Below are 20,299 nucleotides of genomic sequence, written 5' to 3' on the forward strand. Positions count from 1 at the left end.
CCGTGGACGCAACTACGGTTCTCGCCGAGGTCTCCGGTTCGATCGCTACGGTCGGCTACGGTCTCGCCGCCATCGGCCCCGCCATCGGTGTGGGTCTGGTCGTCGGCAAGACGATCGAGGGCGTCGCCCGCCAGCCCGAGCTGCAGGGTCGCCTGCAGGTCATGATGTGGATCGGTATCGCCTTCACCGAGGCCCTCGCCTTCATCGGCATCGCGACCGGATTCATCTTCGGCTACAAGTGATCCGCCTCTCACAACGTAAGGAGACAGGATGCTGAACGCTCTTGTCACTGCCGCGGCGGAGGAGCACAACCCGCTGCTGCCGGCGACCTATGACATCGTCTGGTCGTTGGTCTGCTTCGTGGTGATCCTCGTTGTGGTCTGGAAGGTCGCGCTTCCGAAGATGGCGAAGCTGCTCGATGAGCGCTCCGCCGCCATCGAGGGCAACATCGCCAAGGCCGACGAGGCCCAGCGCCAGGCCGAGGCGGCTCTCGCGGAGTACACCGCGCAGCTCGCCGAAGCCCGCAAGGAAGCCGGTGAGATCCGCGATGCCGCCCGTGAGGACGGCAAGAAGATCGTCGCCGAGGCGAAGGACACCGCCCACACCGAGGCCGCGCGCATCCAGACCGCCGCGTCGTCGCAGATCGAGGCCGAGCGCCAGAGCGCTCTCGTCTCCCTGCGCAGCGAGGTCGGCTCGCTCGCGCTGAACCTGGCCGGCAACGTCATCGGTGAGACCCTCGCCGACGACAGCAAGGCCAACGGCGTGGTCGACCGGTTCCTCGCGGACCTCGAGGCTTCCGAGAAGGCGAACCACTGATGGGCAGCGCGACCACTCAGGCTCTCGCGGCGTCGGTGACGGCGTTGGACGCCCAGCAGCTCGACCTCGATGCCGCGCGCGACCTGTTCGCAGCCGCGCAGGCGATCGGCGGCTCGACGCAGCTCAGCGGCGCCCTGTCGGACTCCGCAGCGCCCGTGGCCGCGCGCGAACAGGTCGTGAAGGCGGTCTTCGGTGCGGCGCTCGGTGCGCCGGCCGTGAACGTCCTCACGACCGTCGCCGGACAGCGCTGGTCCGATGCCGCCGACCTGGTCGACGGCATCACGGAGCTCGCCACGCGTGCCGCGGCGAAGGCGGAGCCGAACACGGACGTGGAGGGCGAGCTGTTCTCGTTCTCGCGCACCGTGGCGGCGAACCCGGAGCTCGAGCTCGCGCTGAACGGCAGCCTCGGGCAGGCGTCGGCGAAGTCGACGCTTGCTGAGAAGCTGCTCGCCTCGGCCGCGCCCGCGACGCGCCTGATCGTCTCGTCCCTGGTGCAGAAAACGCGCGATCGCCGTGTCCGGCAGCTGCTGGACGGTGCGATGAAGACGGTCGCCGCCCAGCGCGGACGCACGGTGGCCACGGTCGTCACGGCCGCACCGCTGACCGACGGCCAGGCCTCGCGCCTGCAGACGGCCCTGAGCGCCAAGTACGGCACCCAGGTCTCGCTGAACACGGTCGTCGACCCCACCGTCGTGGGCGGACTGCGCGTGCAGATCGCCGATGACGTGATCGACGGCTCGATCTCCTCGCGCCTGGCCGACGTCCGACAGAAGCTGGTCGGCACCCACTGACTTCCCGCACCTGCGGCGAACTTCGGGGCAGCGCCCCACTGAACGAAGGAACACAATGGCAGATCTCTCTATCAGCCCCGACGTCATCCGTGACGCGCTGAAGGAGTTCGTCGACGCTTACGAGACCCCCGGCGCCGGTGCGACCGAGGTCGGCACCGTCATCGACGCCGCCGACGGCATCGCGCACGTCGAGGGCCTTCCGGGTGTCATGGCGAACGAGCTCGTGCGCTTCGGCGACGGCACGCTGGGCCTCGCGCAGAACCTCGACGAGCACGAGATCGGTGTCGTCGTCCTCGGCGAGTTCTCCGGCATCGAGGCCGGTCAGGAAGTCACCCGCACGGGTGAGGTCCTCTCCGTTCCCGTCGGCGACGGCTACCTCGGTCGCGTCGTCGACCCGCTGGGCAACCCGATCGACGGTCTCGGCGAGATCGCCGGTGTCGAGGGTCGCCGCGCGCTGGAGCTGCAGGCTCCGGGCGTCATGCAGCGCAAGTCGGTGCACGAGCCGATGCAGACCGGCATCAAGGCCATCGACGCGATGATCCCCGTCGGCCGTGGTCAGCGTCAGCTGATCATCGGTGACCGCCAGACCGGTAAGACGGCCATCGCGATCGACACGATCATCAACCAGAAGGCCAACTGGGAATCCGGCGACGTCAACAAGCAGGTTCGCTGCATCTACGTCGCCATCGGCCAGAAGGGCTCGACCATCGCTTCGGTGAAGGGCGCGCTCGAGGACGCCGGTGCGCTGGAGTACACGACCATCGTCGCGGCCCCGGCCTCCGACCCGGCCGGCTTCAAGTACCTCGCCCCCTACACCGGCTCGGCCATCGGCCAGCACTGGATGTACGGCGGCAAGCACGTCCTGATCATCTTCGATGACCTGTCGAAGCAGGCCGAGGCCTACCGCGCCGTGTCGCTGCTGCTGCGTCGTCCGCCGGGACGCGAGGCCTACCCGGGTGACGTCTTCTACCTGCACTCCCGTCTGCTGGAGCGGTGCGCGAAGCTGTCCGACGAGCTCGGCGCCGGTTCGATGACGGGTCTGCCGATCATCGAGACCAAGGCCAACGACGTCTCGGCGTACATCCCGACCAACGTGATCTCGATCACCGACGGCCAGATCTTCCTGCAGTCGGACCTGTTCAACGCGAACCAGCGTCCGGCCGTCGACGTCGGCATCTCGGTGTCCCGCGTCGGTGGTGACGCTCAGGTCAAGTCGATCAAGAAGGTCTCCGGAACGCTGAAGCTGGAGCTGGCGCAGTACCGCTCGCTCGAGGCCTTCGCGATGTTCGCGTCCGACCTGGACCAGGCCTCGCGTCGTCAGCTGGAGCGCGGTGCGCGTCTGACCGAGCTGCTGAAGCAGCCGCAGTACTCGCCGTACCCGGTGGAGGAGCAGGTCGTCTCGATCTGGGCCGGCACCAACGGCAAGCTCGACACCATCGAGGTTGAGGACGTCCTGACCTTCGAGCGCGAGCTGCTGGACTACGTCCGCCGCAACACCACGATCCTGGACCGCCTCCGCGACACCAACGTGCTGGACGACGACACCGTCGCCGAGCTCGGCACCGTCACGGACAAGTTCATCCTGGAGTTCAACGGTGGCAAGGGCACCGCGATCAACCACCCCGGTCACGAGGAGTTCGCGGCGGCCCACGCCGAAGACGTGAACCAGGAGAAGATCGTCAAGGGTCGCCGGGCGTAAGCCCGACGGAGACGGAGTATGGGCGCACAACTGCGGGTCTACAAGCAGAAGATTCAGTCTGCTCAGACGACCAAGAAGATCACGAAGGCGATGGAGCTCATCGCGGCTTCGCGCATCCAGAAGGCCATGGCACGGGTGAAGGCGGCAACGCCCTTCGCCCGGGCCGTGACCCGCGCGGTGTCCGCCGTCGCGACGCACTCGAACGTCGACCACGTCCTCACGCGTGAGCCCGAGTCGATCACCCGCTCTGCGGTCGTGATCTTCGCGGCTGACCGAGGCCTCGCCGGCGCGTTCAACTCGCAGATCCTCCGTGAGGGTCTCGAGGTGGGCGAGATGCTGCGCGCCGAGGGCAAGGAGCCGGTGTACTACCTCATCGGCCGCCGCGCCGTCGGGTACTTCCAGTTCCGTCGGATGGAAGCGGCCGCGGAGTGGGTCGGTGACACCGACTCGCCGTCGTTCGACACGGCCGAGGCCATCGCGAACACCCTGTTGGAGGCGTTCCGCAAGGACGCCGCCGAGGGCGGCGTGGACGAGATCCACCTCGTCTACAACCGCTTCGTCAGCATGATGACGCAGCAGCCGGAGAACGTGCGCATGCTCCCGCTGGAGATCGCCGAGGCCGAGGCCGACGACGCGAATACCACGCAGGTGTACCCGCTGTACGAGTTCGAGCCGGACGCCGAGACGGTGCTGGACAACCTCCTGCCGGTGTACATCCAGAGCCGCATCTACAACGCGCTGCTGCAGTCGGCCGCCGCCAAGCACGCGGCCACGCAGAAGGCGATGAAGTCCGCCAGCGACAACGCGGACAAGCTCATCACCGACTACACCCGGCTGCGCAACAACGCTCGTCAGGCCGAGATCACCCAGCAGATCGCCGAGATCGTCGGCGGCGCGGACGCTCTCGCCAACTAGACCTCATCACGAAAGAGAAGACAATGACTGCCACCGCCACGGAGAAGACCGCGGTCGTCGGGCGCGTCTCACGCGTCACGGGTCCGGTCGTCGACATCGAGTTCCCGCACGATGCGATTCCTGACATCTACAACGCGCTGAAGACCACCATCACCATCGGTGACGAAAGCAGCGAGATCACCCTGGAGGTCGCTCAGCACCTCGGCGACGACCTGGTTCGCGCCATCTCGCTGAAGCCGACCGACGGCATGGTCCGCGGCCAGGAGGTTCGCGACACCGGTGCACCGATCTCGGTTCCGGTCGGCGACGTCACCAAGGGCAAGGTGTTCAACGCCACCGGTGACGTGCTGAACCTCGAGCCGGGCGAGACCATCGAGATCACCGAGCGCTGGCCGATCCACCGCAAGGCGCCGAACTTCGACCAGCTCGAGTCGAAGACCACGATGTTCGAGACGGGCATCAAGGTCATCGACCTGCTCACCCCGTACGTGCAGGGTGGCAAGATCGGTCTGTTCGGTGGTGCCGGTGTCGGCAAGACCGTCCTGATCCAGGAGATGATCCAGCGCGTCGCGCAGGACCACGGTGGTGTGTCGGTGTTCGCCGGTGTCGGCGAGCGCACCCGTGAGGGCAACGACCTGATCCACGAGATGGAAGAGGCGGGTGTCTTCGACAAGACCGCCCTCGTCTTCGGCCAGATGGACGAGCCGCCGGGGACGCGTCTGCGCGTGGCCCTGTCCGCTCTGACCATGGCGGAGTACTTCCGCGATGTGCAGAACCAGGACGTGCTGCTGTTCATCGACAACATCTTCCGCTTCACGCAGGCCGGTTCTGAGGTCTCCACGCTGCTGGGCCGCATGCCCTCCGCCGTGGGTTACCAGCCGAACCTGGCCGATGAGATGGGCATCCTGCAGGAGCGCATCACCTCGACGCGCGGTCACTCGATCACCTCGCTGCAGGCGATCTACGTCCCCGCCGACGACTACACCGACCCGGCTCCGGCGACCACGTTCGCCCACCTCGACGCCACCACCGAGCTTTCGCGTGAGATCGCGTCGAAGGGTCTGTACCCGGCCGTCGACCCGCTGACCTCGTCGAGCCGCATCCTGGACCCGCGCTACGTCGGTGAGGACCACTACCGCGTGGCCACCGCCGTGAAGCAGATCCTGCAGAAGAACAAGGAACTGCAGGAGATCATCGCGATCCTCGGTGTCGATGAGCTCTCCGAGGAGGACAAGGTCGTCGTGTCGCGTGCACGTCGCATCCAGCAGTTCCTCTCGCAGAACACCTACATGGCCAAGAAGTTCACCGGCGTCGAGGGCTCCACGGTCCCGATGAAGGAGACCATCGAGTCGTTCGACGCGATCGTCAAGGGTGACTTCGACCACGTGGCCGAGCAGGCCTTCTTCAACGTCGGTGGCATCTCCGACGTCGAGGAGAAGTGGGCGCAGATCCAGAAGGAGAACGCCTGATCATGGCGCTGCACGTGACGCTCGTCTCCGCCGACGCGGAGGTCTGGACGGGGGAGGCCTCGCTCGTCGTCGCCAAGACCGTCGAGGGCGAGATCGGCTTCATGTCCGGTCACGAGCCGGTGCTGGCCATCCTCGCGGAGGGCCAGGTCCGGATCACGGGCACGGACGGCACGAAGATCGCCGTCGAGGCGCGGGACGGATTCCTCTCCATGGAGGGCTCCGACCTGACGATCGTCGCCGGCCACGCTGCGATCGCCGCCTGACACACATCACCGCGATGCGCCGGTGGGCTGATGCCCACCGGCGCATCGTCGTCCCGGAGGAAGAATGCTGATCCTGCTGCCGCCGTCGGAGACCAAGCGTCCCGGCGGCACCGGTCCCGTCTGGGGTACCGGCGCGCTGCGCTTTCCTGAACTGGCACCGCAGCGCGAGCAGGCGGTGGACGCGCTGGTGGCGCTGTCCACCGACGCCGGTCTCGCCGCGCGCGTGCTGAAGCTCAGCGAGCGCCAGCGCGGCGAGATCGCGGTGAACGCAGCGCTGCGCAGCTCGCCCGGGATGCCCGCGATCGACCGGTACACCGGCGTGCTCTACGACGCCCTCGACGCGGCATCTCTGCCACGCGCGGCGCGGAACTGGCTCGGTTCGCACGCGGTGGTGCACTCCGCACCCTTCGGCCCGGTGGGAGCGCTGGATGAGATCCCCGCTTACCGGCTCAGCGCCGGCACCGCGGTTCCCGGTCTCCCGCCGCTGAAGCGGTTGTGGGCCGCGCCGGCGGGGACGGCGCTGGCGGAGTCCGGGGAGCCCTTCGTGCTGGATCTGCGCTCCGAGGCCTACGTCGCCCTCGGCCCGGTTCCCGACGCCGCGTACCTGCGGGTCGTGGCCCGCTCGGCCGACGGCACGGTTCGCGCCCTGAACCACTTCAACAAGCACGCGAAGGGGGAACTCGTCCGCGCGCTGGCGCTGTCGCGTCCCTCCGTCTCCTCCCGCGGCGCGCTGCTGCGCTGGGCGCAGCGGCATGATGTTCCGCTGCGCGAGCACGGCGGCGAGTTGCAGCTGATCGCCGAACAGCCGGTGGCCGGCTGATCGATTCCGCTCGGGGCACGGGAGCCGCGGTTGTGAGGCATCATCGGAGTGTCGCCCAGATGAGGCTAGGATTGGACGAGCCTCGCGCGATCCGACGCGGGGATGTCTGATGAGGGGATTCCTCCACGTGTCTGATCCCGTCGGCGTCGACTCCCGCGTCGTGACGCTGTCCGGTGGCGACACCGTCACCCTGACCTGGCACGGTGTCACTGACACCGGCCGGCGGCGTGACGCGAACCAGGACGCCTTTCTGACCGCGTATCCGCTCTTCGTCGTCGCAGACGGCATGGGCGGGCACATCGGTGGCGAGATCGCCAGCGCCTCGACCGTCGACCGCCTCGGTGGCATGGTCGAGAAGGGCAAGGTCACGCCGAAGAACATCGAACGGGCCCTGACGCGTGCGGTGTCCGACATCGTCTCGCATCCCGAGACGACGGACGAGGGTACCGGCACGACGCTGACCGGCGTCTACCTCGATCTCGACGCGTCCCGCGAATCGTGGGTGACGATCAACATCGGCGACTCCCGCGTGTATCTGTTGCGCGGTGACCAGCTCGACCAGTTGACGACCGATCATTCCGTGGTCCAGGAGCTCATCGCCGCCGGGCGGTTGAGCCCGGAGGAAGCGGAGAACCACCCGTACGGGAACGTCATCACGCGTGCGGTCGGTCCGAGCGAGCGCGTCACCCCGGACTACGTCCGCGTCGACATCGAGGACGGCGACCGCTTCGTGATCTGCTCGGACGGGCTCACCAAGGAGCTCACCGATTACGGGATCCAGCATTTCCTGACCGAGAACCCCGAGCCCGCTGCGGCGGCGGACGCGATGATGCAGGCCGCGCTGGAGAACGGCGGGCGCGATAACGTCACGATCATCGTGCTGAACGTCCGGCGTTCCTCCACACCCACCGACTGATCCCCACGGATCGCGCGCGCCCCCGGTCGCGAGCGGTTCGTGGCGTGATGGAGGCATGCCCTACCTGATCGCCGAGCGCGACCGTCCCGACGTGGTTCCGATCGTTCTGCCTCCGCCGCCGGTGGAGGGCGCTCGTGCGCCGTTGCCGCTGGTGGCCGCTGTGGTCCCCCTGCTCGCCGCGGGCGGGATGTGGGCGCTCACCGGCTCGGTCTTCATGCTCTGGTTCGCGGTGCTCTCACCGCTGATGCTGGGCGCCGGGCTGCTCGATCGGGCACGCGGCCGTCGCGCCGAACGGCGTCGGCAGGACCGGGCATTCGCCGCGGCCGTCGCGAGCGCGCACCGGTCCGTGACCGAACGACACGATGCCGAGCGGCGCGAGCGGGTGCGCACCCACCCGGGCCTGGCGGAACTCTGCGCGGCTCCCGCTGACCTGTGGCGGGCCGACCCGGACCGTGTCGACACCGTGGTCCTGGGACGCGGTCCGGTGACGGTGGAGACCGACGTCGGTGCCGGGGACGAGCGCCCGGCGGTGCGCGAACTCCGCGCGGCCGCGCGGCTGCTCGCCGAAGCCCCGATCGTGCTTCCGCTGGACGGTGACGTGTGCGTGCGCGGCGGCACGGTGGCCGCCCGGGCCGTCGCTCGCGCGCTGCTGCTGCAGGTGTGCGCGCTCCATCCGCCGGGAACCTGGCGCGTCGCGGGGGAGGAGGAGTGGATCGGCGCGTTGCCGCACGCCCGGCCGAGCGTCGGAGCGCGCTCGATCGCCTGGGTGTCCCGGACGTCGCGCCCGGACCAGGAGGGTGAGGCGGATGTGACGATCTGGGTCACGGCCGCGGGCTCCGCCCTGCCGCCCGGTTGCCGGACCGTCGTCGACGTGGGCAGCGCCCTGCGGGCGACCGTGACGCGGGGCGCGGTCTCGGGCGAGGTGCGCGCCGAGGCGGTGTCCCGGCGCCAGGCGGCACGGGTCAGTGCCGTCCTCCGCCGACGCGCCGCCGCGTTGGCACCGGCCCCGGAGGACGTGCTCCGGCTGGGCGCGCTCAGTGGCGCGCGCCACAGTGTGCTCGGCGTGGCGGTCGGTCGTTCCGGCGCGGCGGAGGCGGTGGTGGACATCGTCCGGGATGGTCCGCACGCCGTCGTGGTGGGCACGACGGGGGCCGGCAAGAGCGAGTTCCTGGTCACCTGGGTGCTGGCCCTCGCGCGCGCCTACGGGCCCGACGAGGTCGTCTTCATGCTGGCGGACTTCAAGGGCGGAACCTCGTTCGACGCCCTCACCGGCCTGCCGCACGTGACCGGAGTGCTGACCGATCTCGATCCGGAGCTCGCCGAACGCGCGGTGCGCAGCCTGACCGCCGAAGTGCGTCGTCGGGAGGGCGTCATCGCCGCCGCGGGGGCGCGGGACATCTCCGACGAACGCGTGCGACTGCCGCGCCTGATCGTGGTCGTGGACGAGTTCCCCGCCCTCGTCCGTGACCGCCCGGATCTGGAGCCGGTGTTCACGGACATCGCCGCGCGCGGACGCGCGCTCGGCGTCCATCTGGTGCTGGGCGGTCAGCGCGTGGCCGGTGCCGTCCGCGACGCGACCCTGGTGAACTGTCCGCTGCGGATCGCGCTGCGGGTCAGCGACGCGCAGGACAGCCGGGGAGTCATCGGGACCGACGACGCCGCGCGCATCTCCGGTTCCGACACCGGCCGTGGGATCGCCTTCATCCGGCGCAGCGGGGATGATGCGCCCGTCCGCACGCGGATCGCGCTGTCCGAGCCGGCGGACCTGTCCGTCGCCGCGGACGCGCATCCCCCCGCCACCGACCCGCACCGCCCCTGGCTGGCGCCCTTGCCGGTTCGGTTGACGGCCGCGGAGGTCGCGGATGCCGACCCCGCGGTGATCGCGATCGCGGACGACCCGGACCGGCAGTGCCAGCCGGCGGTCGCACTGCGGCCGGGGGAGCGCGGACTGGCGGTGATCGGCGGCCCGCGCTCGGGCAAGAGCACGGCCGTGGCGGCCGTCGCGGCGGCGCTGCGACGGTGCGGCGCCGAACCGCAGATCGTTCCCCCGGATCCGGAGGCGGCGTGGGACCTGCTCGGGCGCTGGCAGGAGGACCCGCCGGCGGCGGTGCTGTGCGATGACCTCGACGTTCTCCTGACCCGTCTGCCGGAGCCGTGGGCGGCGGAATTCGCGGCCCGATGGGAGGCGCTGGTGCGCTCGGGTGCGGCCACCGGGACCACGTTCGCGGTTTCCGCGCAGCGGCTCAGCGGCCCCCTGAGCCGGATCATCGAGCTGCTTCCGCGGCGCGCGGTGCTGGCTCTGCCGACGCTGACCGACCACCTGACGGCCGGAGCCGACGGCGCGTCCTATCGGCGCTCACGTCCCGCCGGGCGGGCGGATCTGGACGGCCGGGAGGCGCAGTTCATCGACGCGACCCCGTCGTCGGTCGAGTCGTTCCCGCTCACCGCGCCGCGATGGACACCGGTCCCCGGACTCTGTGGACTGATCACGCGCGACGCCGAACACCGGGTGAACGCGCGGGCGGCTGCGGTCGGCCGAGCGCCGGTTCCGGTCGGGGCCATCGCGAGTCCGGATGACCCTCGCCTCCCGGCGGCTCTCCTGGTCGGGGACCCGGAGAGCTGGCAGCGCGCCTGGCCGATTCTGGACGCGGTCCGTCGCGACGGTGACCTGCTGATCGGCGCGGAGTGCGGAGCCGATCTGCGTGCGCTGACGGGGGAGCGGCGATTGCCGCCGTACGCCCGCGGTCAGCGGCACTGGCTGATCCGACGCGGAGCGCCTCCGACGCGAGTGCGCTGGCCCGATCCGAGCTGACGGGCGGGTTCAGACCGTGGGACGGATACGGCCGACGGGACGACCGCCGCCGAGCACGTCGAGATCCAGAGCCCCGGAGACGTCATCGAACTGCGCCTCGGTGATCGCCCCCGCGTTCGCGAGCAGCTTCGCCGCCACGATGGTGCCCACCCGCAGCGAACCGTCGAGCGTCTTCAGCGCCACGGTCGTCCCGTTCGGAGCGACCATGACCATGATCCCCTCGGCGCCACCCTTGGCGAACACGCCCAGACGCTCGATCGCGATGGTGTCCGATCGGCCCGGTCCGTCGATGGTCCACGGGTTGTCGCGGACGGCCTGCACCAGTTCGCCGGCGAGGCGGTAGAGCTGGAACGGCGAGCGCGCCGAGGCGGTGCCGATGCGGTGGATCGCGTGCGCCAGGCCCCGCAGCGTCATCGCGTACACGGGAGCGCCGCAGCCGTCGATCGCGGTGGCCTGCACCTTCTCGCCGGTGAACCGCTCCACGGTCTCGCGGATGTGCACCTGCAGCGGGTGAGCGGGGTCGGTGTACCCGGCGGTCTCCCAACCGCTCGCCTTGCAGGCCAGCAGCATCGCGGCGTGCTTGCCGGAACAGTTCATCCGCAGGCGAGAGCGGTCCTCGTGGCGTCGGACCATCTCGTCACGCGTGTCGGCATCGCTCGGCCACGCCGGAGGGCACTCCAGGTCGTCGGGGGTGAGACCGCCGGCGGCCAGCATCTCGCGGACCACCTCGACGTGGCGGTCGGTACCCGCGTGGCTCGCGGTGGACAGGGCCAACTGCACCCCGGCGAGGGAGGCGCCGGCCGTGAGCGAACCGAGCGCCTGCATCGGCTTCATGCTCGAGCGCGGCAGGATGAGAGCGTCCGGATCTCCGAGCGAGGCGATCGGCTCGCCCTCGGGCGAGAGGACCACAGCGGAACCCGCGTGGCGGGACTCCACGAATCCGTTGCGATCGAGGACGGCGAGTTCGGCGGCATCTGTCACAGCGAAGGTCTCCAGCACCTGGACAGCCTACCGCCGCCGGGCATCCATCCCGCGTGACAGACTGACGGCATGACCCAGCACACGTACGCCGTCACTGCCGAGTGGACCGGAAACACCGGAACCGGAAGCTCCGGATACCGCGCGTACGAGCGGTCCGTGTCGGCGCGGGTGGAGGGCAAACCGGAGCTCGCGCTGTCGGCGGACCGGCCGTTCCGCGGCGACCCGACCCGATGGAACCCGGAGGACCTGCTGCTGTCGTCGCTGAGCACGTGCCACATGCTGTCGTACCTGCACGCGTGCGTGACGGGCGGCATCGTGGTGCTCTCCTACGTCGACGCCGCCGAGGGGGCCATGGTCACGGAGGGCAACGGGGGACGCTTCGCCGAGGTCGTGCTGCGTCCCCGGGTCGTCGTGGCATCGGCGGACATGATCGACGCCGCGGTGGCGGCGCACGAGCCCGCGCACGAGTGGTGCTTCATCGCGAACTCGGTGAATTTCCCGGTGCGCGTGCAGCCGCAGGTGACCGCGGCGGAGTGAGCCTCAGCGGCGCTCGTGCGGCAGGGCGCGCTTGATCTTCTCGATCGGGGTCTGCGCCGGAACCTCGTTGTACTCACCCGCGAGCTCCTGCTCGCTGAGGGCGTGGATGGCGGCCATGATCTCGTCCGTGGCGAGACGGCGGGCACGGCCGGACTCGGCCGATCCGTGCGAGCTGAGATCGAGCGGCTCGCCGAAGCGCACCGTCACTCGCGGAGTCAGCCGAGGCACCTTCGCGCCCTTGGGCAGCACCTTGTCCGTGCCGATGATCCCGACCGGCACGACCAGCGCTCCGGTCTGCAGAGCGAGGAAGGCGACGCCGGTGCGTCCCTTGTAGAGCCGGCCGTCGAGGGACCGCGTGCCCTCCGGGTAGAGGGCGATCGCTCGGCCGTCCTCAAGCAGCTGACGCTGCTGCTCGAGCGCGTCCAGCGCCGCCTGCCCCGCGCCGCGGCGGACCGGGTTGGCGCCGATCGAGGTGAAGAACGTCCGCGAGAGCCAGCCGCGGAAACCGGTGCCCTCGAAGTACGCGGCCTTCGCGAGGAACTGGACCGGTCGCGGCGCCGCGACCGGGATCACGATCGAGTCGATGAAGGAGAGGTGGTTGCTGGCGAGGATGACCGGCCCGGTCAGCGGAACGTTCTCCCGCCCCTCCAACCGCGGACGATAGATCATCCGAGCGAGGGGAGCGATGATCGCTCGACCCAGCGCGTAGGCCCCCGGCGCACGGTCACCGTTGTGCGTCTCGACGTCAGTGGGGGAGACGGTCGACTCGTCAGAGGGCATTGGGACATCGTATCGCGCCGCGCATTCCTTCTCCGGCATGACCGTGGGCGCTCCCAGCGGAGACGTAAGGAAGTGCGACACAATGGGGACTCCTGTTTCCCCTGTGAGAGGTGCTTTCGTGCGTTCACGCCGCCTGCTGTCCCTGTCCGTCATCGCGCTCGCGGCCATCGGCCTCGTCGGGTGCGCGACCGGCGGGAGCTCCACCGACGCGACCGGGGGTGCGGACTCGAAGACGGCCGACACCGTCTCGCTGTGCGACTCCGCCGCGGCCTCCGGCGCCGAATCGAACGCGGTGAAGGTCTCCGGTGACGTCGGTTCCGAGGCGAAGATCAGCCTCGATGGCGAGCTCAGCATCACCGACCTGCAGCGCACCGTGGTCACCGAGGGCAGCGGGACCAAGCCGGCTTACGGCGACTGGATCACCTACGCCTACTCGGCCTTCAACCCGGAAACGGGCGAGCTCCTGCAGGCGGACGGCTACAAGCCGGCGCTGCCGGCGATGCAGCTCGCCGAGGGTGCTCAGCTGAACAGCTACTTCGGCTGCGCCCCGGCCGGTTCCCGCGTTGTGGTCACCGTTCCGGCCACCGAGCAGTCCAGCGCCGTGATCTTCGTCCTGGACGTGACCAAGGTCACGCCGAAGGACAAGTGGTGCGCGGTGTCCGACTCGAACGACGCGCAGCCGGAGGTCACCTTCAACGACAAGGGTGTACCGACCATCAAGATCACCAAGGGCGCCAAGGGGCCGTCCGAGATCGAGGTGAAGACTCTCACCCAGGGCAACGGTGCCGTCGTCGGCGAGGGAGACAACGTCTCCGTGCTGTACACCGGCGCGAAGTGGTCCGACGGTGCCGTGTTCGACAGCAACTGGGAATCGGGCGAGGCGGCCTCGTTCAAGACCACCGAGGTCGTGACCGGATTCAAGCGTGCCCTCGAGGGCCAGAAGGTCGGCTCCACGGTGCTCGTCACGATGCCGCCGGCGTGCGGTTACGGGGAGGGCGAGATCGATGCCAGCGGCCAGACGCTGGTCGGCGAGACCCTGTCCTTCGTCGTGAAGATCGAGGCCAGCGCGAAGCAGTGACCGGCGTGTGACGGACGCGCTCTCCCGCTCCGCGAGGGCGCGTCCGTCTTTTTCCGCCGGTGGACCGGTCCGCCTAGGGTGGTCCTATGCGTCGCGTCGTCATCCTCGGTTCCACCGGCTCCATCGGCACCCAGGCGCTGGAGGTGATCCGCGCGAATCCCCGGCGCTTCGAGGTGGTCGGGCTCGCCGCCGGGACCAACCGCGAGATGGTCGAGGCGCAGGCGGCCGAGTTCCACGTCGAGCACACGGCCCTCGGCGCCGGCGAAGCCGAGCAGCTGGTGCGCGACGTCGAGGCCGACGTGGTGCTCAACGGCATCACCGGCTCCGTCGGGCTGGGCCCGACCCTGGCCGCGCTGGAGGCCGGCCGCACCCTGGCGCTGGCGAACAAGGAATCCCTCATCGTCGGCGGTTCCCTCGTGACGTCTCTGGCCGCACCCGGTCAGATCGTGCCGGTGGACTCCGAGCACTCCGCGATCGCGCAGGCGCTGCGAGCGGGGGAGCACGCGGAGGTGCGCCGCCTCGTCGTGACCGCCTCGGGCGGTCCGTTCCGCGGCCGCTCCCGCGCGTCGCTGACGAAGGTGACGCCCGCCGAAGCCCTCGCGCACCCGACGTGGGACATGGGCCGTGTCGTCACGACGAACTCGGCCACGCTGGTGAACAAGGGTCTCGAGGTCATCGAGGCGCACCTGCTCTTCGACGTGCCGTACGAGCGCATCGATGTGGTCGTGCATCCGCAGTCGATCGTGCACTCCATGGTCGAATTCATCGACGGCTCCACGATCGCGCAGGCCTCGCCGCCGGACATGCGCCTGCCGATCTCCCTCGGCCTGGACTGGCCGCACCGCGTCGGGGGCGTCGGCCGGCCGCTGGATTGGACGACCGCGCAGTCCTGGACGTTCGAACCCGTCGACACCGAGGCGTTCCCCTCCGTCGCGCTCGCCAAGCGGGTCGGCACGGCCGGCCGAACGTTCCCGGCCGTCTTCAACGCCGCCAACGAGCAGGCCGTGGACGCCTTCCACGAGGGGCGCCTGAGCTTCCCGGGAATCGTGGACACCATCGCCCGCGTCGTCGACGCGCACGACGCCCCGGACGAACTCACCCGCGAGTCCCTCGCCGAAGCGGAGACCTGGGCTCGAGCCCGCGCCGACAAGCTCATCGCCGCCGCCTGACGCGTCCTATCCCGGCCCCTGCCCCGGCGGCGCCCCGAATGGCCCCTCGGTTGCGCAGGAGATGACGGGTTCTGCAGCGCCTGACGCGTCCTATCCCGGCCCCTGCCCCGGCGGCGCCCCGAATGGCCCCTCGGTTGCGCAGGAGATGACGGGTTCTGCAGGAAGTCCGCTGGGGGGAGCGGGGCCCGGGACGGGCGCGGGTCAGTCGGTGTAGGGGACCGGCCAGCGGGGCTCCGGGACGGGCCAGCCGGCGTCGCGCAGGGCACGTCGCGCCAGCTCCCGAGCGGAGTAGGGCGTGCGCTGTCCGCGGATGTCACGGTAGTCCTGGTGGCCGGGGCCGGCCCACAGGATCGCGTCCCCGTCGCCCACGAGCTTGATCGCCTCGACGATCGCGGTCTCGGGCGGGGAGAACTCGTGGATCTCGGCATCCGGACGGGCCATGCGGGCGCCCTCGATGAGGGTGGCGCGGATGCCGCCCGGCTCCTCGAAGCGCGGGTGGTGGTCGGTGATGACGAGGATGTCGCTGCCCTCCACGCCGGCACGGCCCATATCGTGGCGCTTCGTGGCATCGCGGTCGCCGTCGGCCCCGAACAGCATCACGACCCGGCCGGGCGTGACGCGACGGACCGCGCCGAGCGTCTTCTCGAACGCATCGGGGGAGTGGCCGAAGTCGACGTAGACCGCCGGGCCGCTCTCGCCGGAGACGAGCTCGGTTCGTCCGGGCAGGTATGCGGTGATCTGGCCGTCGCGCTCCAGCGTCGTGACGATGCGGTTCCAGTCGTAGCCGGCCTCGAGCATCATGACGATCGCGAGTCCCGCGTTGGCCGCCATGTGCGGACCGATCACGGGAACGACGGTGGTGAGCGTGCGTCCGTCCTTCGCCGTCAGCGAGAACGTGGTGCCGGACTGGCGCTCCTGGATGATGTCGACGACCCAGTCGGCGGCGCGGGCGGCCTCGGGGTCCGGCGCGATCAGCGGCGTACCGATCGTCGTGACCGGGATGCCGGCGCTCTCCACGACGCGGACGCCGTAGGTGGAGTCCAGGCTGATGACGGCACGGCGGGAGCGGTCGGGCTGGAACAGCGGCAGCTTGGCTTCGAAGTACTCCGCCATGTCGGCGTAGTCGTCCAGGTGATCGTGGCTGAGGTTCGTGAAGCTCGCGACATCGAACATGAGCCCGTCCACCCGGTGGCGGCTGAGCGCCTGCGCGCTGACCTCCACCGCGACGGCCTCCACGCCGCGTTCGCGCATCAGGGCCAGCAGAGCGTGGAACTCGCTCGCTTCCGGGGTGGTGAGACGGGAGACGATGACCTGACCGGCGATGTGCCGCTCCGCGGTGGATGACAGGCCCGTCACCACACCGATCTGGCTGAGGATGCCCTCCAGCAGGTGGGAGACGCTGGTCTTGCCGTTGGTGCCGGTGGTGCCGAACAGCAGCGGCAGATCATCGTCGGCGCCGGTGGCGTACATCCACGCGGACATCGCACCGAGCACACCGCGCGGGTCGTCCACGATCACGACCGGCAGTCCCGTCCGGGCGGCGATGTCGGCTCCGTCGGCGTCCGTGATCACCGCGACCGCGCCCTGGTCCGCGGCCTGCGCGGAGAACTCGGCACCGTGCCGGTTCACGCCGCGAATGGCGACGAACGCCTCACCGGCGCGCAGGTCGGCTGTGGCGAGCGTGAGTCCGGTCAGGGTGACGCCGTCGACCTCCCCGCGAGTATCGGTGCCGAAGCGGTCGGCGAGGTCACGAAGGGAGCGCTGCGGCGGGTTCTCGGGTCGGAGGACCGGCGGCAGGTTCGGGGCGGGAGAATCACTGCTCATGGCGTGAACCATCATCCCACGCCTCGGGCGTTCCATAAGTTGGGCGCGGTACTCTCACCCGGTGACCGTCCTCGCCTTCATCATCGGCCTCCTCGTGATCCTCGTCGGACTCGCGGTGTCCATCGCCTGGCATGAGCTCGGTCACCTGATCCCGGCGAAGCTGTTCGGCGTGCGGGTCGGGCAGTACATGATCGGCTTCGGTCCGACCCTGTGGTCTCGACGCAAGGGCGAGACCGAGTACGGCTTCAAGGCGTTCCCGGTCGGTGGTTACATCTCGATGGCCGGGATGTACCCGCCCTCACCGAAGCAGGCGGCTCGGAACGGTGCCGCGGGTGGTGGGTTCTTCGCCACGATGGTCCAGGACGCGCGTTCCGCGAACGATGAGACCCTCGAGGCCGGCGACGACCGCACGTTCTACCGGCTGCCGATGTACAAGCGGATCATCATCATGCTCGGCGGGCCGGTGATGAATCTCATCCTCGCCGTCATCATCTTCACGATCGTCCTCAGCGGCTTCGGCATCCAGCAGGCGACCACGACGCTGGCCACGGTGCAGCCGTGCGTGACCACCGCGTCCGCGTGCGCGGCGACCGATCCGGAATCGCCGGCTCACGCCGCGGGGTTGGAGGCGGGCGACACGATCACCGCGATCGACGGCACGGCGGTGTCCACGTTCGCCGAGATGAGCGAGATCATCGCCGCCTCCCCGGAGAAGACGCTCACCCTCACCGTGGAGCGGGACGGAACCAGTCGGACGGTCGAGGTGACGCCTCGCCTGGGGGCTCGTACCGTGACGAATGCGGACGGCACCACGACGACCGAGAAGGTCGGACTCATCGGCGTGAACCCGACCTCGCGACTGACCCCGCAGCCCCTGTGGGCCGGTCCGCAGCTGGCGATCGAGAACACCGGTCAGGTCATGGCGATGATCGTGCAGCTGCCGCAGAAGCTGGCCGGCGTGGCGGTTTCGCTGTTCACCGGGTCCGAGCGCGACCCGAACGGACCGCTGTCCGTGGTCGGTGTCGGCGTCATCGCCGGCGAGGTCGCCGCCACCGATGCGCCCATCGCGACCCGCGTGAGCGCGATGCTCTCCCTGGTCGGCTCGCTGAACATCGCGCTGTTCGTGTTCAACCTGATCCCGTTGCTGCCGTTGGATGGCGGCCACGTCGCGGTGGCGCTCTGGGACGGCATCAAGCGCGGCTGGGCGAAGCTCTTCGGGCGCGCCGCCCCCAAGCCGACCGACGCGACCCGCCTGGTTCCGCTCACCTTCGTCGTGGTGGTGGTGCTGATCGTGATGGGCGCCCTGCTCCTGGTCGCCGACCTGGTCAACCCCGTCAAGCTCTTCTGACGGGTCCTCGACTCAGGACACGGCGTGGGCGATGAGCTGCTCCAGGGTGCGCATGCCGTCCCGGGACAGGATCGACTCCAGGTGGCCCTGCACGGACGCCGTGTGCGGACCGCGCAGCGCGTGCACGGCGCCGTCCGCGTCAGCGGAGACCTCGAGGTCCGCCACTGCGGTGGTTCCGGCCGGCACGCGGGCGGTGAAGGTGTTGTAGAAGCCGATCGAGGCGGTCGTGCCGAACACCTCGACGTCCTTCTGCACGCCCTGGTGCGGGCTCGGCAGGGGTGACAGCTCGATCCCGACCGAGTCCGCGAGGATCTGGTGGCTGAGGCACACCGCGACCAGCGGTGCGTCGGCCGAGCGGCGCAGCGCCACGACGTCGCGCATCCGCCGGACCCGTGCGCTGGTCGGGTCCCGCGGGTCGCCCGGACCGGGACCCGCGACCAGGACATCCGCTGCCCGGACCTCAGCCTCGGTCACCGCATCCCACGCCACGATGCGGGCGTCGAGTCCCAGGTGGCGCAACTGGTGGGCGAGCATCGTCGTGAAGCGGTCCTCGGCGTCCACCACGAGAGCACTGCGCCCCGTGAATCGTCCCGCTCCGCCGGCCTGAGCCTCCAACCAGAACGGAGCCAGGCGGGCATTGCGCGAGCTCAGCAGCTCGGCGATCTCCGGATCGGAGCCGAGCGGCATCCGCGGCTCGGTCGGCGCGTCGTCGTCGGGCGCGGCCGGCACGTCCCGCGGGACCGCGCCGATCGCTCCCAGGACGCCGGCGGCCTTGCCGTGCGTTTCGCTGACCTCGCCGTCGGGGTCGCTGTGGCGCACGAGCGTCGCACCGACCGGGACGCGCAGACGCCCGTCCACGAGATAGGCCGTACGGATCAGGATCGGGGCGTCCAGGTCGTGCCCGCCGACCTCGTTCGGCGTGAACAGGGCCGCGACACCGGAGTAGTAGCCGCGCGGGCCGGTCTCGTGTCGGGCGATCACGGTGCACGCGTTCTGCATCGGCGAACCGGTCACGGTCGGGGCGAACATCGTCTCGCGCAGGATGTCCCGCGGGTCCATCCGGCTGGAACCGCGCAGCATGTACTCGGTGTGCGTGAGGCGCGACATCTCCTTCAGATGCGGACCCGTGATGCGTCCGCCGTCGCTGCAGACGGCGGACATCATCTTCAGCTCCTCGTCCACCACCATGAACAGCTCCTCGGTCTCCTTCGTGGACCGGAGGAACTCGGTGAGCGTGGCTTTCGTCGCGCCGCCGGCCGGGTGGCGGAAGGTGCCGGAGATCGGGTTCATCGTGACCATGCCGCCCTGTGCGGACACGTGCGCCTCGGGGCTCGCACCGACGGCGATCTGACCCTCGGTGACGACGGCGAAGGTCCAGTAGGCGCCGCGCTCGTGCTCCAGCAGCGCACGGAACCACGTCAGCGCCGCCGTCGTCGCGTCGGCGTCGACGCCCGCGGTGTAGTCGCGGCGGATCACGAAGTTCGCGCCCTCGCCCCGGCCGATCTCGTCCGCGATGACGCGGCGGACGATCTCGGCGTAGTCCTCGTCGGTGATGTCGAAGCCGGCGTCGGTGAGTGGCACCGCTGCCGTCGGCAGCTGCGACATCAGCTCCGCGCGCGGGACACGTTCGTGTCCGGACACGACGAGGCACCGCAAGGGCACGCCGTCATCGTGCGCCTCGAATCCGCGCTCGCGGACCTGGCGATAGGGCACCAGAGCGAACACCTCCTGCGGTGTGCCGTCCGCGCGGTGCAGGGGGATGTCGGCGAGCAGGTCGACGTCGACGACGTCGCCGGTGAGAATCTCCACGTCCGAGGAGCCCTCGCGGGCGAGCAGTGCGAACGGGGCGGTGGGAAGCGCGGTCATGAGCGTCTCCTGGTCGGGGGCGGACGTCGTCGAGACGAAAAAGACCGCCCGGTGCGGGGCGGTCTGGGAATCGTTAACGCGAAACACCGCCTCAGCAGGCGGGCCACCAGGACAGGTTCGCGAACATGCGCTGAACCTATCACAGCGGACGCGCCCGGCCGCGCCCGTACAGGCCGCGCTCGGTCCCGGCGGCGTAGGCTGGGCGGGTGCCAGCA

The 20,299-nt window shown here is 70.0% G+C and carries 18 protein-coding genes; 14 read left to right on the top strand and 4 right to left on the bottom strand.

The window, feature by feature from the left end; genetic code table 11:
* Nucleotides 1–2: 2 nt before the first annotated feature.
* The 10 genes from atpE (at nucleotide 3) to BN1193_RS02385 (ending at nucleotide 10,501) form a co-directional block, all read left to right on the top strand.
* Nucleotides 3–242, top strand: a complete 240-nt coding sequence (atpE, locus tag BN1193_RS02340; protein WP_040163779.1) for an ATP synthase F0 subunit C — start codon at nucleotides 3–5, stop codon at nucleotides 240–242.
* 28 nt (nucleotides 243–270) lie between these two features.
* A complete protein-coding gene (locus BN1193_RS02345) occupies nucleotides 271–816 on the top strand; it encodes a F0F1 ATP synthase subunit B (RefSeq protein ID WP_040163781.1) in 546 nt (181 codons plus the stop codon).
* Complete coding sequence (locus BN1193_RS02350) at nucleotides 816–1,607, top strand: F0F1 ATP synthase subunit delta (protein ID WP_040163782.1); 792 nt, start codon at nucleotides 816–818, stop codon at nucleotides 1,605–1,607. Before BN1193_RS02345 ends, BN1193_RS02350 begins: the two co-directional genes overlap by 1 nt.
* A 55-nt stretch (nucleotides 1,608–1,662) precedes the next feature.
* Nucleotides 1,663–3,306, top strand: a complete 1,644-nt coding sequence (gene atpA, locus BN1193_RS02355; protein WP_040163784.1) for a F0F1 ATP synthase subunit alpha — start codon at nucleotides 1,663–1,665, stop codon at nucleotides 3,304–3,306.
* A gap of 18 nt (nucleotides 3,307–3,324) precedes the next feature.
* The gene (locus tag BN1193_RS02360) at nucleotides 3,325–4,221 is read left to right on the top strand and encodes a F0F1 ATP synthase subunit gamma (protein ID WP_040163786.1); all 897 of its coding nucleotides are present in this window, start codon (nucleotides 3,325–3,327) and stop codon (nucleotides 4,219–4,221) included.
* A 23-nt stretch (nucleotides 4,222–4,244) separates the two neighbouring features.
* Nucleotides 4,245–5,690: a F0F1 ATP synthase subunit beta gene (gene atpD / locus BN1193_RS02365; protein ID WP_040163788.1), complete on the top strand. Its 1,446-nt coding sequence runs from the start codon at nucleotides 4,245–4,247 to the stop codon at nucleotides 5,688–5,690.
* Nucleotides 5,691–5,692: 2 nt separating this feature from the next.
* Nucleotides 5,693–5,953, top strand: coding sequence for a F0F1 ATP synthase subunit epsilon (locus BN1193_RS02370; RefSeq protein WP_040163791.1), 261 nt, complete (start codon nucleotides 5,693–5,695; stop codon nucleotides 5,951–5,953).
* A gap of 64 nt (nucleotides 5,954–6,017) precedes the next feature.
* A complete protein-coding gene (locus BN1193_RS02375; protein WP_040163793.1) occupies nucleotides 6,018–6,773 on the top strand; it encodes a YaaA family protein in 756 nt (251 codons plus the stop codon).
* Nucleotides 6,774–6,900: 127 nt separating this feature from the next.
* Nucleotides 6,901–7,689, top strand: a complete 789-nt coding sequence (locus BN1193_RS02380) for a PP2C family protein-serine/threonine phosphatase (protein ID WP_040163948.1) — start codon at nucleotides 6,901–6,903, stop codon at nucleotides 7,687–7,689.
* Nucleotides 7,690–7,744: 55 nt separating this feature from the next.
* The gene (locus BN1193_RS02385) at nucleotides 7,745–10,501 is read left to right on the top strand and encodes an FtsK/SpoIIIE domain-containing protein (RefSeq protein WP_052460353.1); all 2,757 of its coding nucleotides are present in this window, start codon (nucleotides 7,745–7,747) and stop codon (nucleotides 10,499–10,501) included.
* A 9-nt stretch (nucleotides 10,502–10,510) separates the two neighbouring features.
* Here BN1193_RS02385 and BN1193_RS02390 read toward each other — a convergent pair whose 3' ends face one another.
* Entirely contained in the window at nucleotides 10,511–11,500 is a 990-nt protein-coding gene (locus BN1193_RS02390; protein WP_040163795.1) for an asparaginase, read from the bottom strand.
* Between the two features lie 51 nt (nucleotides 11,501–11,551).
* Here BN1193_RS02390 and BN1193_RS02395 point away from each other — a divergent pair, with 51 nt between their 5' ends.
* The gene (locus BN1193_RS02395; protein WP_040163797.1) at nucleotides 11,552–12,019 is read left to right on the top strand and encodes an OsmC family protein; all 468 of its coding nucleotides are present in this window, start codon (nucleotides 11,552–11,554) and stop codon (nucleotides 12,017–12,019) included.
* A 3-nt stretch (nucleotides 12,020–12,022) separates the two neighbouring features.
* On the opposite strand, the gene BN1193_RS02400 is transcribed toward BN1193_RS02395, so the two are convergent.
* Nucleotides 12,023–12,799 carry a lysophospholipid acyltransferase family protein gene (locus BN1193_RS02400; protein ID WP_040163799.1) on the bottom strand — a complete coding sequence of 259 codons (777 nt, stop codon included), beginning with the start codon at nucleotides 12,797–12,799 and terminating at the stop codon, nucleotides 12,023–12,025.
* 118 nt (nucleotides 12,800–12,917) lie between these two features.
* Between BN1193_RS02400 and BN1193_RS02405 the strand changes: the two genes are divergently transcribed.
* Together BN1193_RS02405 and dxr are read left to right on the top strand one after the other, a co-directional pair.
* A complete protein-coding gene (locus BN1193_RS02405; RefSeq protein WP_040163801.1) occupies nucleotides 12,918–13,877 on the top strand; it encodes an FKBP-type peptidyl-prolyl cis-trans isomerase in 960 nt (319 codons plus the stop codon).
* An 86-nt stretch (nucleotides 13,878–13,963) separates the two neighbouring features.
* The gene (gene dxr, locus BN1193_RS02410; protein ID WP_040163803.1) at nucleotides 13,964–15,046 is read left to right on the top strand and encodes a 1-deoxy-D-xylulose-5-phosphate reductoisomerase; all 1,083 of its coding nucleotides are present in this window, start codon (nucleotides 13,964–13,966) and stop codon (nucleotides 15,044–15,046) included.
* A gap of 201 nt (nucleotides 15,047–15,247) precedes the next feature.
* Here the strand turns inward: dxr and BN1193_RS02415 are convergent, their stop codons facing one another.
* Nucleotides 15,248–16,870 carry a Mur ligase family protein gene (locus tag BN1193_RS02415; protein ID WP_040163951.1) on the bottom strand — a complete coding sequence of 541 codons (1,623 nt, stop codon included), beginning with the start codon at nucleotides 16,868–16,870 and terminating at the stop codon, nucleotides 15,248–15,250.
* A 61-nt stretch (nucleotides 16,871–16,931) separates the two neighbouring features.
* Between BN1193_RS02415 and BN1193_RS02420 the strand changes: the two genes are divergently transcribed.
* Complete coding sequence (locus tag BN1193_RS02420; RefSeq protein WP_040163805.1) at nucleotides 16,932–18,218, top strand: M50 family metallopeptidase; 1,287 nt, start codon at nucleotides 16,932–16,934, stop codon at nucleotides 18,216–18,218.
* A 12-nt stretch (nucleotides 18,219–18,230) separates the two neighbouring features.
* On the opposite strand, the gene BN1193_RS02425 is transcribed toward BN1193_RS02420, so the two are convergent.
* Nucleotides 18,231–20,084 (bottom strand): chorismate-binding protein, encoded by a 1,854-nt coding sequence (locus tag BN1193_RS02425; RefSeq protein ID WP_040163806.1) that lies wholly within the window; start codon nucleotides 20,082–20,084, stop codon nucleotides 18,231–18,233.
* Between the last annotated feature and the right edge of the window lie 215 nt (nucleotides 20,085–20,299).

Origin of the sequence: Microbacterium gorillae (assembly GCF_000826185.2) — a bacterium.
Taxonomy (GTDB): domain Bacteria; phylum Actinomycetota; class Actinomycetes; order Actinomycetales; family Microbacteriaceae; genus Microbacterium; species Microbacterium gorillae.

What these genes read in the sequence shown, in the direction of transcription:
- BN1193_RS02395 (WP_040163797.1), top strand. Translation starts at nt 11,552, where the DNA reads ATGACCCAGCACACGTACGCCGTCACTGCCGAGTGGACCGGAAACACC.
- BN1193_RS02360 (WP_040163786.1), top strand. Translation starts at nt 3,325, where the DNA reads ATGGGCGCACAACTGCGGGTCTACAAGCAGAAGATTCAGTCTGCTCAG.
- BN1193_RS02425 (WP_040163806.1), bottom strand. Translation starts at nt 20,084, where the DNA reads ATGACCGCGCTTCCCACCGCCCCGTTCGCACTGCTCGCCCGCGAGGGC.
- BN1193_RS02415 (WP_040163951.1), bottom strand. Translation starts at nt 16,870, where the DNA reads ATGAGCAGTGATTCTCCCGCCCCGAACCTGCCGCCGGTCCTCCGACCC.
- BN1193_RS02400 (WP_040163799.1), bottom strand. Translation starts at nt 12,799, where the DNA reads ATGCCCTCTGACGAGTCGACCGTCTCCCCCACTGACGTCGAGACGCAC.
- BN1193_RS02375 (WP_040163793.1), top strand. Translation starts at nt 6,018, where the DNA reads ATGCTGATCCTGCTGCCGCCGTCGGAGACCAAGCGTCCCGGCGGCACC.
- atpA (WP_040163784.1), top strand. Translation starts at nt 1,663, where the DNA reads ATGGCAGATCTCTCTATCAGCCCCGACGTCATCCGTGACGCGCTGAAG.
- BN1193_RS02350 (WP_040163782.1), top strand. Translation starts at nt 816, where the DNA reads ATGGGCAGCGCGACCACTCAGGCTCTCGCGGCGTCGGTGACGGCGTTG.
- dxr (WP_040163803.1), top strand. Translation starts at nt 13,964, where the DNA reads ATGCGTCGCGTCGTCATCCTCGGTTCCACCGGCTCCATCGGCACCCAG.
- BN1193_RS02385 (WP_052460353.1), top strand. Translation starts at nt 7,745, where the DNA reads ATGCCCTACCTGATCGCCGAGCGCGACCGTCCCGACGTGGTTCCGATC.
- BN1193_RS02345 (WP_040163781.1), top strand. Translation starts at nt 271, where the DNA reads ATGCTGAACGCTCTTGTCACTGCCGCGGCGGAGGAGCACAACCCGCTG.
- atpD (WP_040163788.1), top strand. Translation starts at nt 4,245, where the DNA reads ATGACTGCCACCGCCACGGAGAAGACCGCGGTCGTCGGGCGCGTCTCA.
- BN1193_RS02370 (WP_040163791.1), top strand. Translation starts at nt 5,693, where the DNA reads ATGGCGCTGCACGTGACGCTCGTCTCCGCCGACGCGGAGGTCTGGACG.